Raw genomic sequence first — 12,594 nt, forward strand, 5'->3', positions numbered from 1 at the left:
CGTAGCACCGCCCGCCGAACGCCAACCCACCCACCGGCCGCCGCCCCCACCGTCGCCGACCGAAGCCGCAAGGAGTCCCCGTGGCGCTGTCCTCACCGAGGCGCACCCCGCTGTCCGACCAGGTGATCGCGCAGCTGCGCGCCCAGATCACCTCGGGCGAGTGGCCCGTCGGCTCGCGCATCCCCACCGAGGCCTCCCTGGTCGAGCAGCTCGGCGTCGCCCGCAACACCGTCCGCGAGGCCGTCCGCGCCCTCGCCCACAACGGCCTGCTGGACATCCGCCAGGGCTCGGGGACCTACGTCCTCGCCACCAGCGAGCTGGCCGGGGTCATGCACCGCCGCTTCGCCGACGCCGACCAGGCCCAGGTCGCCGAGCTCCGGATCACCCTGGAGACCTCCGCCGCCGGCCTGGCCGCCACCCGCCGCACCGACCGCGACCTCGCCCTGCTCGACGCGACCCTCGCCCGCCGCGAGGAGGCCTGGCAGTCCGGCGACGCCGAGGACTTCGTCCAGGCCGACGCCGCCTTCCACCAGGCCGTCGTCGCCGCCGCCCACAACGACGTCCTCGCCGCCCTCTACGCCGACCTCGGCGAGGTCACCCGCGCCCACCTGCGCCACGACGTCGGCCCCGAGCTGATCGCCGAGCGCTACCTCGGCCACGACGAGATCCTCGACGCCATCCGCGCCGGCGACTCCCAGCGCGCCTCCGTCGAAGCCGGCCGGGCCATCGGCGCCTGCGCCCCCACCGACTCCTGACCCCGGGGGCCGGGGCCCGACCCCGGGCCCCGGCCCCACCGGCCGACGACCCGCACGGCGGCACCAGCTCCCGTCACCCCGGCCGGCACGGCGGCCACCCACCACCCCCGGCCGGCCAGGACCTCGCCGCCGGAGTCCCGCCCTCGACGTCTGCGCGATCCACTCGTCACTCCCCGTGACAGGTCGGGCACAGGGCGCACCGACCGGCGGCGACGTGCGGGTGAGGGCCGTGGTCCCACGTGTACGGAAGGCCTTCCCGCGGCCGGGTTTTGACGTGCTAACGTCCCGTGGAAAAATTTGCCGGCGGTCAAGTGCCGGCCAAGAACGGGCAAAGCGGGGAGATTCGATGGCTGATCCGGACGCGAAGCCGGGCGGGGTTCCGACGCAGGTGTCGACGGGTGCGCTCGACAAGGCCGCCACCTCGCTGGACGGCATCGCCAACGACAGCACCGCCGCGGGCAAGGCGGCCGACGAGGGCACGGCGGCCGCGGCGACACAGCTGAGCGGGTGGGACACCGCGGGGGCGCTGCGCGGGGCACTGCAGGAGTGGCACGAGCAGGTCGCGCAGCTCAACGGGCGCCTCAACCAGGAGGCCGGGATGATGCGGCAGACCCACACCAACTACGTCAGCGTCGAGCACGGCATCGCGACGTCGTTCACCAAAGGGGCGTGAGCATGCTCGGGTTCGAAGACGTCATGAAGGCCGACCTGTCGGGGATGGCCAAGGCCGCCGCCGACTGGACCGAGATGGCCCGGAAGTACGAGGCCGTCCAGCACCGGCTGGAGAACGAGGTGCTCTCGGTCACCGGCAACGGCGGTCTCTGGCTGGGCTCCACCGCTTCCGCCGCCAACCAGCACGTCCTGTTCACCAAGCAGCAGACCGTCGACGCGCAGACCGAGGCGAAGGCCGTCGCCTCGATCATCACCGACGCGCACGGCGACTTCGAGTCGGCGCAGAACAAGCTGAGGCAGACCGTCGAGGACGCCCGGAACGACGGCATGAAGGTGACCGGCACCGGCGCCGTCATGTTCGACGTCGGCGCTCTCGACCCCGCGACCAAGGCCGCCTACCGCCACGAGCCGGACTACCAGCGCGAGCGCAACGAGGCCGCCGGCAGGTGGGCCCAGAAGATCAAGGTGTACCTGGAGGAGGCCACCGCCGCCGACCAGCGGGCCGCCCTCAAGCTGCGCCGCGCGGCGAAGGTCGGCGACCTCGTCAACGAGTTCAACGGCCAGGCGGTGGGCGGCGGTGACGTCGCCGACGGCAGGCGCGCCGCCGAGCTCGCCCAGCGGCTCAAGGACGGCGGCAAGCTCAGCCCGGAGGAGCTCGCCGAGCTCAACAACCTGATGAAGGCCGACTCGGGCAGTCCCGAGTACGGCCGGACCCTCCTGACCGCGCTCGGCCCGGAGGGCACCCTGCTGCTCGCCGACGAGCTGGAGCTGCGGATCAACGACCGGGGCGGCAAACTCAAGGGCGAGTACGGCGAGTTGCAGACCAACCTCGCCAACACCGTCGCCGGTGCCACCCGTGACCCGAAGAGCCCGTTCTACCAGGAGTTCCGCAAGGGCCTTCAGGAGGCCGGCGTCAAGAACATCAACAAGCGCCACTTCGGCGGCGGCGCGGAGCCGATCTACGGCTACCAGACCCTCGCCACCCTGCTCCAGCACGGGAACGCCGGGTACGGCAAGGAGTTCCTGAACGACCTCGGCACCGACATCGTCAACGCCGAACGGGGCGACAAGAACCGCTGGTCCTCGCACCAGTTCAACGGCCCGCGCCCGGACCTCGTGCACGACCCCGTCGACGGCGTGCTGAAGCTGATGGGCCAGAACCCCGAGGCCGCGACCATGTTCCTGGACCCGAAGTCGCCCGGCGCCGACGACCGGCTGAAGTACCTGCTGCGCGATCGCGAGTGGCCGACCTCGTACGTCAACACCCTGTACGGCCCGCCGATCATGGACAAGACCACCCACCAGGCCGGGCTGGCCGCCGCGTTGGAGGCGGCCGCCACCGGCGACGTCCCCGGCGAGGGCACCCACCACGGCGGCCCGCACACCCCCGCGCAGGCCCGCGTGATGCAGGGCGCGATCGACGCGCTGGACGCGGACGGCAAGGGGGCCGAGGTCCACGAGGACCTGCGCCGGCCGCTGGCCGACGCCCTCTCGGACTACGTGGACGACACGCACCGGATCCTGAGCGAGCACGTCAGCAACGCCGCCCACGACGGGGCCTGGGAGGAGAACGGCGTCGGCCACCTCGGCGGCACCAGCGACCACCTGGTCCGGGTCATCCGCGGCGTCTCCGAGGAGCCCGAGGCGTACGCCACCCTCTACAACGCCGAGCGCGCCAAGTCCGCGGAGATCATCTCCGGCCTGCCGGCCGACCCCCGGGTCAACGACGGCGACCGGACCCTGCCCGGCCAGCGGGTCGGCACCGCGCTCGGGGCGTACGACGCCGTCCGCTCGTCCGTCTTCCTGGACGAGAAGGACGACCGGATGGAGTGGGCCGACAAGACCGGCGAACTGGTCTCCTCGATCAGCGGCACCGCGACCGGCTTCATCCCCGAGGCCGGCGACGTCGTCGGCGGACTGGCCGACCAGGGGATCAACTCCTGGGTGGACCACGTCAAGGAGGAGGCCCAGCACAAGGGCAACCTGGACACCTCCAACGGCCACCAGGCCGGCCTGACCCAGAGCAAGCAGATGGTCCTGGAGTGGGGCACCGACCACGGGTACGGCGAGAACGCGCAGATCGTCGACCAGATCTCGGCGTCCATGGACAACGGCCACGACACCGGGTACAACAACGCGGCGATCGCCCTCGGACGGAACGGTCAGAAGTGAGCCCCTCCCGCCGAGCCCGGCGTGTGCTGCTGATCGTCGTCCCGGTCCTCGTCCTCGCCCTGGGGGCCGGCGGCTACGCGGCCTGGCGCTACACCGACCTCTTCACCCCGGACCGGCTCTGCGGGGGCGCCGTCGCGACCGGGGACGTGCAGAAGGTACTGGGCGGCGGGAGGGTGAGGGTCGTCGACAGCAGCTTCTCGAAGGACCGGTCCGACCCGCAGGCCGCCTGCATCATCGACGTCGGGGAGGGCGGCGGGACGACCGCCGAGCTCACGCTGCGGACCCACCGGGTCGACGCCCTCGACCGCGACGTCACGGTCGACCCGGGGATGTCCCAGCCCGACCGGGGACCGGTCGGCGCGTTCTCCAACGGCACCGGCTGGCTGATGCTGCCGCCCGGCTGCCGGCTGCCCGTCCGCGACCGTGACCGCCTGGCCGCCCGGGACGCCGACGTGCTCACCGCGGACGTGCGCCACCGCGGGAAGCCGGCCGACTGGCAGGACGCGCCCGCCAAGGAGACCCCCTCGCCCGAGACCCGGGCGGCGCTCGCCCGGCTGGCCGCCGGGTTCGGGGCGACGGTCGCGAAGTCCTCCGGCTGCGGGGCGGCCGACGTGCCGGACGTCCACCTGACGGCGGCCGGCACGTCCTGGCAGCCCGCCGTCGACGGGCAGCTCTGCGGCCTGCCGGGCGCGGGCACCGGTACCGGCGCCCAGGAGCTCGTCCAACGGGTCAGCGACCCGGCGGCGCCGATCCGGACCTGCTGGGTCTACAGCGGGACCCTGAACGAGCCCGCGATCCGGTTCACCAGCAGCACCGCGGCCCGGTACCCGGCGCTCGTGGCCGGGCCGGAGTCCCTCGGCAAGCCCCTGCCGGCGAGCTGGCGGGGCAAGGGCTCGGACAGCGTCGTGCTCGCCCCGTGCGGGAACGGCAACGTGTTCCTCCACCTGGCCGGGCGCGATCCGTACGTCGACCCTGCGGTCCCGACCCGCGACTCCCCGCTGTTCCGGTCCTGGGCCGACGCCACCGGCACCGGCCTAGGCTGCGGACCCCTCACCCCGAGGTGACCCGCACAGCACGCTGCCCGGCACCCCTCGCAGGGTGCCGGGCAGCGGCGTACGTGCGTGCGGACCGTCAGGCGCCGATGGCGTGCAGGCCGCCGTCCACGTGGACGATCTCGCCGGTGGTCTTCGGGAACCAGTCCGACAGCAGGGCGACGACACCCCGGCCGGCCGGCTCCGGGTCGCTCAGGTCCCACTTCAGCGGGGAACGGGCGTCCCAGGTGGCGGCGAGGTCGCCGAAGCCCGGGATGGACTTGGCGGCCATCGAGCCGATCGGGCCGGCCGAGATCAGGTTGCAGCGGATGTCCCGCTCGCCCAGGTAGCGCGCCAGGTAGCGGTTGGTCGACTCCAGCGCGGCCTTGGCCGGGCCCATCCAGTCGTACTGCGGCCAGGCGAACTGCGCGTCGAAGGTCAGGCCGACCACCGCACCGCCGTCCTGCATCAGCGGCAGCAGCGCCATGGTCAGCGACTTCAGCGAGTACGCCGAGACGTGCATGGCGGTGGCCACGGACTCCCACGGGGTGTCCAGGAAGTTGCCGCCCAGGGCGTCCTGCGGGGCGAAGCCGATCGAGTGGACGATGCCGTCCAGGCTCGGCAGGTGCTCGCGGACCTTGTCGGCGATGCCCGCCAGGTCCTCCTCGCTGGAGACGTCCAGCGACAGCACGGTGACCGGCTTCGGCAGCTTCTTGGCGATCCGCTCGGTCAGGCTCGGGCGCGGGAAGGCGGTGAGGATGATCTCGGCGCCCTGCTCCTGGGCGAGCTTCGCGGTGTGGAACGCGATGGAGGACTCCATCAGCACTCCGGTGATCAGGATCCGCTTGCCCTCAAGGATTCCACTCATGTTCAGTGACCCATGCCCAATCCGCCGTCGACGGGAATGACGGCTCCGGTGATGTACGCGGCCTCGTCCGAACCGAGGAACCGCACGGTGGAGGCGACCTCGGCGGGCGCCGCGTAGCGGCCCAGCGGCACGCCCGAGACGATCTCCGCGCGGCGCTCGTCACTGAGCACTGCGGTCATGTCGGTGTCCACGAAGCCGGGGGCGACCACGTTGACGGTGATGTTGCGCGGGCCCAGCTCGCGCGCCAGCGAGCGCGCGAAGCCCACCAGGCCGGCCTTGGAGGCGGCGTAGTTGGCCTGGCCCGGCGAGCCGGAGAGGCCGACCACCGAGGAGATCAGCACGACCCGGCCCTTGCGGGCGCGCATCATCAGCTTCGAGGCGCGCTTGACCACCCGGAACGTGCCGGTGAGGTTGGTGTCGACGACGGAGGTGAAGTCCTCCTCGGACATGCGCAGCAGCAGGGTGTCGTGGGTGATGCCGGCGTTGGCGACCAGCACCTCCACACCGCCGTGCTTGGCCTCGACCTCGGTGAACGCCGCGTCCACCTGGGCGGCGTCGGTGATGTCGCAGCGCACCGCGAGGACGTCGTACTTGGCCAGCTCCGCGGGGACCTCACCCGAGCGGCTGGTGATGGCGACCTTGTCGCCCGCCTCGGCGAAGGCCAGGGCGATCGCGAGGCCGATGCCCCGGTTTCCTCCGGTGACGAGAACCGAGCGGCTCAACGATCCACCTCTCTCCGTAAGTGTGCGCACGTCGGAATGCGTACGCAGTGTGACGCTATCGGTCGTCCCGGGGCTCAGACGCATCGGGCTCCCACAGCGCCGCCCCGGAGGAACTGTCGCAATCCGACAATCCGTGCCCGTGCCGGTTCCCCGGATCCCACACCGCGGCACACCGGCACCGTACCTCCACCGCCCGCGTCGTTGTGGCCTCCCGCGGTCCCCGCCGCGCCCGCTCCCCCGCCCTGCCGGGCCCGGTGCCGCCCGGCGTCGAAGACCCGGCCGGGCCTCCGGGAACACGCGCCGCGGCGTACCCGTTGCCCCCGGTGGTGCGGGACCACCGGGGCCGACCGTACCGCTTCCCTGGAAGGGCCCCGGCGGCCCGGCGATTCACGGGGCCGACGAGCGAAGGCAGAGCGCGGATGATCGAGGGACTGCCCGGTACCACCAACCGACGCGGACGACTGCTGGCCCTGGCCGCCCTGGCGGCGGGCACGGGAGCCGCCGCCTGGGCCCTGCGCGACCTGCCGGCCGCGTTCGGACGGCGGCCGGACGGCGGGCGCGAGGAGCGGGTGCGCGACTCGCCGCAGTACCGCGACGGGGTCTTCCACAACGCACCGTCCACGGTGGCCCGCGCCAAGTCCACCCCCGACTTCGACCGCGACACCGTGCGCCGGATGCTGTTCCAGCGCGAGGGCCGGGTACCCGCGCACCCGGTGCCGACCGTCCGCCCGCCCGGCGGGTCACGCCCGGCCGCCGAGGGCGTGGAGATCACCTGGTACGGGCACGCCTCCGCACTGGTCGAGATCGAGGGCACCCGGGTGCTGCTCGACCCGATCTGGAGCGAGCGCTGCTCCCCGTCCGCGCACGTCGGCCCCAAGCGGCTGCACCCGGTGCCGGTCGAGCTGGAGGAGCTGCCGCAGGTCGACGCGGTGCTGATCTCGCACGACCACTACGACCACCTGGACATGGCGACGGTGAAGCGGCTGGTCCGCAGCCAGTCGGCGCCGTTCGCGGTGCCGCTCGGCATCGGCGGGCACCTGCGCCGCTGGGGCGTCCCGGAGCACCGGATCATCGAGCTGGACTGGGACGAGACCTGCAACCTCGGCGAGCTGGCGGTCACCCTGACCTCGGCCCACCACTTCTCCGGCCGCGGCCTGACCCGCAACACCACGCTCTGGGGTTCCTGGGTGATCGCCGGGCCCACCCGCAAGGTCTTCTACACCGGGGACTCCGGCTACTTCGAGGGCTACGCGAAGATCGGCGCGCAGCACGGCCCGTTCGACGCCGCGCTGGTCCAGATCGGCGCCTACGACGCGGCCTGGGCGGACATCCACATGACCCCGGAGGACGCCGTCCTCGCCCACCGCGAGCTGAACGCCGGCCTGCTGGTGCCGGTCCACTGGTGCACCTTCAACCTGGGCCTGCACCCGTGGTCCGAGCCGATCGAGCGCCTGCTGGCGGAGGCCAAGCAGCAGGCCGTACCGCTGGTGGTCCCGCGCCCCGGCGAGCGCGTCGACGTCGACAACCCGCCCGAGCTGGACGGCTGGTGGGAGAGCGTCATCTGACGCCCGCACCGCAGCGGCCCGGCCGGCGGCGGGCCGGGCGCCCGGGCCGGGCGTCAACCCACGCGTGTCACCGGGGAAATGCGCTGGCCGAAACCCTGTCCACGGGCAATGATGCGGTGCGGGTACCCCTGTCCGGGGCCGCCCGCACCGCCGCCCCTCCGACCAGGGAGCCCGATTGCCTCCGATCCCCCCGACCAGCAGTGCCGGCGCCGCGCACGGACGCGCCGTCGACCCGCTGTTCCTCGCCTACCCGCTGCACGCCCTGGCCGACGCCGCCCTCACCCGGGCGCGTGAACTCGGGGCCGAACACGCCGACTTCCGGCTGGAGCGGGTCCGCAGCGCCTCCTGGCGGCTGCGCGACGCCCGGCCGGCCGGCACCTCCGACAGCGTGCAGCTCGGCTTCGCCGTCCGGGTGCTGCTGGACGGCGCCTGGGGCTTCGCCGCCGGGGTGGACCTCACCGCGGCCGCGGCGGCGAAGGTCGCCGAGCAGGCCGTCGCGGTGGCCCGGCTCTCCGGCGGGATCAGCCGGGCGGCCGGGTCGAAGGAGCGGGTCGACCTGGCGGACGAGCCGGTCTACCCGGACGCCACCTGGGTCTCCGCGTACGAGGTGAACCCCTTCGAGGTGCCGGACGCGGAGAAGACGGCGCTGCTCGCCGACTGGAGCTCCCGGCTGCTGACCGCCGAGGGCGTCTCGCACGTCCAGGCCACGCTGCTGACGGTGCAGGAGAACAAGTTCTACGCCGACACCGCCGGCACCGTGACCACCCAGCAGCGCATCCGGCTGCACCCGACGCTGGAGGCCACCTCGGTGGACGAGCGCACCGGGGCGTTCGACTCGATGCGCACCCTGGCCCCGCCGGTCGGGCGCGGCTTCGAGTACCTCCGGGGCACCGGCTGGGACTGGGACGCCGAGCTGGCCGAGCTGCCCGTCCTGCTGGCCGAGAAGATGAAGGCCCCGAGCGTCGAGGCCGGCCGCTACGACCTGGTGATCGACCCGTCCAACCTCTGGCTGACCATCCACGAGTCGATCGGCCACGCCACCGAGCTGGACCGGGCGCTCGGCTACGAGGCCGCCTACGCCGGCACCTCCTTCGCCACCTTCGACCGGCTGGGTTCGCTCAAGTACGGCTCCGAGCTGATGCACGTCACCGGCGACCGCACCGCCGAGCACGGCCTCTCCACCGTCGGCTACGACGACGAGGGCGTCGCCACCCAGTCCTGGGACCTCGTCAAGGACGGCGTCCTGGTCGGCTACCAGCTGGACCGCGGGATGGCGAAGCTGAAGGGCTTCGACCGTTCCAACGGCTGCGCCTTCGCCGACTCCCCCGCGCACGTCCCGGTGCAGCGGATGGCCAACGTCTCGCTGCAGCCGGCCGCCGGCGGCCCCGACACCGAGGGCCTGTTCGCGGGCGTGGAGAACGGCCTGTACATCGTCGGCGACCGCTCCTGGTCGATCGACATGCAGCGCTACAACTTCCAGTTCACCGGCCAGCGCGCCTACGCCATCAGGAACGGCGAACTCGCCGGCCAGGTCAAGGACTTCGCCTACCAGGCCACCACCACCGACTTCTGGGGCTCGATGGCGGCCGTCGGCGGCCCGCAGACCTACGTCCTCGGCGGCGCCTTCAACTGCGGCAAGGCGCAGCCCGGCCAGGTCGCGGCGGTCAGCCACGGCTGCCCCTCGGCGCTGTTCCGCAACGTCAACGTGCTCAACACCCAGCAGGAGGCGGGTCACTGATGGCCGCGATGCAGCCCCACGAACTCGTCGAGCTGGCGCTCGGCCTCTCCCGCGCCGACGGCTGCGTGGTGATCGCCGACGAGGAGTCGACCGCCAACCTCCGCTGGGCCGGCAACGCGCTCACCACCAACGGCGTCACCCGGGGCCGCCGGCTCACCGTGATCGCCACGGTGGCCGGCGCCGAGGGCACCGCCTCCGGGGTGGTCGCCCGCGAAGCCGTCGTCCCGGACGAGGTGGAGAGCCTGGTCCGGGCCGCCGAGGAGGCCGCCCGGGCGGCCGGGCCGGCCGAGGACGCCCAGCCGCTGGTGGCCGACCGGCCGTCCTCGCCGGACTTCACCCGGCCGCCGGCCGAGACCTCGATCGACGTCTTCGCCGACTTCGCGCCCGCCCTCGGCGAGGCCTTCGCCCGGGCCGGCGCGCAGGGCGAGCTGCTGTACGGCTTCGCCCGGCACGAGCTCGTCTCCAGCTACCTGGGCACCTCCACCGGCCTGCGGCTGCGCCACGACCAGCCGACCGGCACGGTCGAGCTGAACGCCAAGACCGCCGACCTCTCGGGCTCGGCCTGGGCCGGCGCCGCCACCCGGGACTTCACCGACGTGGACGTCACCGACCTGCACGCCCAGCTGACCAGGCGGCTGGCCTGGGGCGCGCGCAAGGTCGACCTGCCGGCCGGCCGGTACGAGACGCTGCTGCCGCCCTCGGCGGTGGCCGACCTCATGGTCTACCTGAGCTGGTCCTCCGGCGGCCGGGACGCCTTCGAGGGGCGGACGGTGTTCTCCAAGCCCGGCGGCGGCACGCGGATCGGCGACAAGCTGGCCAAACTGCCGCTGACGCTGCGCTCCGACCCGGCGGAGCCGGGCCTGGAGTCGGCGCCGTTCGTGCTGGCGCACTCCACCGGCGGGGACTCCTCGGTCTTCGACAACGGCGTGCCGCTGACCGCCACCGACTGGATCCGGGACGGCGAGCTGGCCGAGCTGATCACCACCCGGCACTCGGCCGGCCTCACCGGCCTGCCGCTGAAGCCGGCGATCGACAACCTCGTCCTGGAGACGGCCGACCAGGAGGCCGCGCCGACCCTGGACGAGATGATCGCCCGCACCGAGCGCGGCCTGCTGCTCACCTGCCTCTGGTACATCCGCGAGGTGGACCCGGCGACGCTGCTGCTCACCGGCCTCACCCGGGACGGCGTCTACCTGGTGGAGAACGGCGAGGTCGTCGGCGCGGTGAACAACTTCCGGTTCAACGAATCGCCGGTCGAGCTGCTCGGCCGGATCACCGAGGTGGGCCGCACCGAACGCTGCCTGCCGCGCGAGTGGAGCGACTGGTTCACCCGGGCGGCGATGCCCCCGGTGCGGGTCGCGGACTTCAACATGAGTTCGGTCAGCCAGGCCTCGTAGCCGGGCTGCCGGGGAGGGATCGAAAACGAGTGGACGAGAAGCGCACGGTCAGGATCAGCAAGATGCTGTCGCGCATCCTGCGGCACGAGCCCGAGCGGGTCGGGGTCGCCCTGGACGCGGCCGGCTGGGTCCGGGTGGACGTCCTGCTGGCCGCGCTGGCGGCCAAGGGCAACCGGCTGACCAGGGCTGAGCTGGACCACGTGGTGGCGACCAACAACAAGCGCCGGTTCGCCTACTCCGACGACGGGCTCTCGATCCGGGCCAGCCAGGGGCACACGGTGGCGGTCGACCTCGGTCTGGCCGCCGCCGAGCCCCCGGCGGTGCTGTTCCACGGCACCGCCTCCCGGAACCTGCCGTCGATATTCCGTGAGGGCCTGCGGGCGATGGCCCGGCAGGACGTCCACCTCTCGGCCGACACCGACACGGCGACCCGGGTCGGCGCCCGGCACGGCCGCCCGGTGGTGCTGTCGGTCGACGCCGCGGCGATGGCGGCGGCCGGCCACGAGTTCCGGATCAGCGCCAACGGCGTCTGGCTGACCGACGCGGTGCCGCCGGAGTACCTCTCTCAGCCCTGACGGCCGCGTGTCCGCCGGACCCGGTCTCGTCGCCGGTCCCCTCGCGGCGTACCGTGAGGAGGCCGCGCGGCGAGACGCGCGGGCGCGTGGACGAGGGCGGTAGGACATGGGCAAGAGCGCCGGCGGTGGAGAGGTCCACCGGATCACGGGGGCGCGCAGCAGCCTCACCGAGGACGTCCGCGGGCGGCAGCGCCGCTACGTGGCTTCGATGCTGCTGCGCACGGCCTGCGTGCTGCTGGGGGTGATCCTGTGGGACGTCCAGCGGTGGCTGGCGCTCGTGGCACTGGTGGGCGCCGTACTGCTGCCGTACTTCGCGGTGTTGATAGCCAACGCCGGCCGGGAGCGGGCGCCGGGTCTGCCGAGCACCTTCGACGTGCCGCCGGACGTTGCGCTGATGCTCGGCCCCGGTGGTTCCGGTGGGGCTGGTGCGTCGCAAGGTACGGATGTGGCAAAGGGTGTACCCACCGATTCTCCACAGAGCCCGAGCTGACCGTCCGTTTTATGAGGGTTTTCACCAACCCCCCGGGTAGAAAGCTCAAAAGAAGCTCAGATTAATCATGCAAGACCTCCCCATCCGGGTGTCCTGCCGTGACATACTGCGTACGCGCTCCGCATCCCCCGTCGGAGCGACGGACCGACGCCGGGCGGCTCCCCCCGTGGCTGCCCGGCGTCGCCATGCCCTCCCCCGGACGGCATGAGGCCCGCCGCCGGGCGCGCGAGGGGTCGCGTGAAAGACTGGCGGTGCAGACCCACCCGCCAGCACCCGAGGACGACCTGATGGATTCGCCGGACTCCCCGCAGACGCAGACGCAGACCCCGGTCTGCTCCGCCAAGGGCTGCCGGGCGGACGCCCGCTGGGTGCTGGTCTGGAACAACCCCAAGCTGCACACCCCGGACCGCCGCAAGACCTGGGCGGCGTGCGAGGAGCACCGAGAGCACCTGTCGCAGTTCCTCGGTGTGCGCGGCTTCCTCAAGGAGGTCGTCGCCTTCGCCGACTGGACCCCCGAGGACGGCGACTAGCTCCCCCGGGGCCGCCCCGCCCCGGTCCGGTACGCCGCTCGGCCGTCGCTCAGCCCTCGCTCCGCCGCCGCTCAGCCGC

Annotated in this window: 12 protein-coding genes; 10 read left to right on the forward strand and 2 right to left on the reverse strand. The window is 73.0% G+C overall.

The window, feature by feature from the left end:
* Nucleotides 1–80 precede the first annotated feature (80 nt).
* The 4 genes from C2142_RS10500 (at nucleotide 81) to C2142_RS10515 (ending at nucleotide 4,663) form a co-directional block, all read left to right on the forward strand.
* A complete protein-coding gene (locus tag C2142_RS10500) occupies nucleotides 81–755 on the forward strand; it encodes a FadR/GntR family transcriptional regulator (protein ID WP_148642391.1) in 675 nt (224 codons plus the stop codon).
* Between the two features lie 346 nt (nucleotides 756–1,101).
* Complete coding sequence (locus tag C2142_RS10505; RefSeq protein ID WP_148642392.1) at nucleotides 1,102–1,428, forward strand: hypothetical protein; 327 nt, start codon at nucleotides 1,102–1,104, stop codon at nucleotides 1,426–1,428.
* A 2-nt stretch (nucleotides 1,429–1,430) separates the two neighbouring features.
* Nucleotides 1,431–3,599 carry a DUF6571 family protein gene (locus C2142_RS10510; RefSeq protein ID WP_148642393.1) on the forward strand — a complete coding sequence of 723 codons (2,169 nt, stop codon included), beginning with the start codon at nucleotides 1,431–1,433 and terminating at the stop codon, nucleotides 3,597–3,599.
* The gene (locus C2142_RS10515) at nucleotides 3,596–4,663 is read left to right on the forward strand and encodes a hypothetical protein (RefSeq protein ID WP_148642394.1); all 1,068 of its coding nucleotides are present in this window, start codon (nucleotides 3,596–3,598) and stop codon (nucleotides 4,661–4,663) included. The genes C2142_RS10510 and C2142_RS10515 overlap by 4 nt, the downstream gene beginning before the upstream one ends.
* Nucleotides 4,664–4,730: 67 nt before the next feature.
* Here C2142_RS10515 and fabI read toward each other — a convergent pair whose 3' ends face one another.
* Together fabI and fabG are read right to left on the reverse strand one after the other, a co-directional pair.
* Entirely contained in the window at nucleotides 4,731–5,498 is a 768-nt protein-coding gene (gene fabI / locus C2142_RS10520; protein WP_148642395.1) for an enoyl-ACP reductase FabI, read from the reverse strand.
* A gap of 2 nt (nucleotides 5,499–5,500) precedes the next feature.
* Nucleotides 5,501–6,220: a 3-oxoacyl-[acyl-carrier-protein] reductase gene (gene fabG, locus C2142_RS10525; protein ID WP_148642396.1), complete on the reverse strand. Its 720-nt coding sequence runs from the start codon at nucleotides 6,218–6,220 to the stop codon at nucleotides 5,501–5,503.
* A gap of 419 nt (nucleotides 6,221–6,639) precedes the next feature.
* Here fabG and C2142_RS10530 point away from each other — a divergent pair, with 419 nt between their 5' ends.
* The 6 genes from C2142_RS10530 to C2142_RS10555 all read left to right on the forward strand — a co-directional run bounded on the left by C2142_RS10530 (nucleotide 6,640) and on the right by C2142_RS10555 (nucleotide 12,515).
* Nucleotides 6,640–7,785, forward strand: a complete 1,146-nt coding sequence (locus C2142_RS10530) for an MBL fold metallo-hydrolase (RefSeq protein ID WP_148642397.1) — start codon at nucleotides 6,640–6,642, stop codon at nucleotides 7,783–7,785.
* 184 nt (nucleotides 7,786–7,969) lie between these two features.
* Nucleotides 7,970–9,523, forward strand: coding sequence for a TldD/PmbA family protein (locus tag C2142_RS10535; protein WP_174315687.1), 1,554 nt, complete (start codon nucleotides 7,970–7,972; stop codon nucleotides 9,521–9,523).
* Nucleotides 9,523–10,920, forward strand: coding sequence for a metallopeptidase TldD-related protein (locus C2142_RS10540; RefSeq protein ID WP_148642398.1), 1,398 nt, complete (start codon nucleotides 9,523–9,525; stop codon nucleotides 10,918–10,920). Before C2142_RS10535 ends, C2142_RS10540 begins: the two co-directional genes overlap by 1 nt.
* A gap of 29 nt (nucleotides 10,921–10,949) precedes the next feature.
* Nucleotides 10,950–11,495, forward strand: coding sequence for an RNA 2'-phosphotransferase (locus C2142_RS10545; protein WP_148642399.1), 546 nt, complete (start codon nucleotides 10,950–10,952; stop codon nucleotides 11,493–11,495).
* Nucleotides 11,496–11,601: 106 nt separating this feature from the next.
* Entirely contained in the window at nucleotides 11,602–11,985 is a 384-nt protein-coding gene (locus C2142_RS10550; protein WP_148642400.1) for a DUF3099 domain-containing protein, read from the forward strand.
* A gap of 287 nt (nucleotides 11,986–12,272) precedes the next feature.
* On the forward strand, nucleotides 12,273–12,515 hold the full coding sequence (locus C2142_RS10555; RefSeq protein ID WP_148642401.1) for a hypothetical protein: 243 nt from the start codon (nucleotides 12,273–12,275) through the stop codon (nucleotides 12,513–12,515).
* Nucleotides 12,516–12,594: the final 79 nt, after the last annotated feature.

The organism is Streptomyces sp. CB01881 (assembly GCF_002953255.1).
GTDB lineage: Bacteria > Actinomycetota > Actinomycetes > Streptomycetales > Streptomycetaceae > Kitasatospora.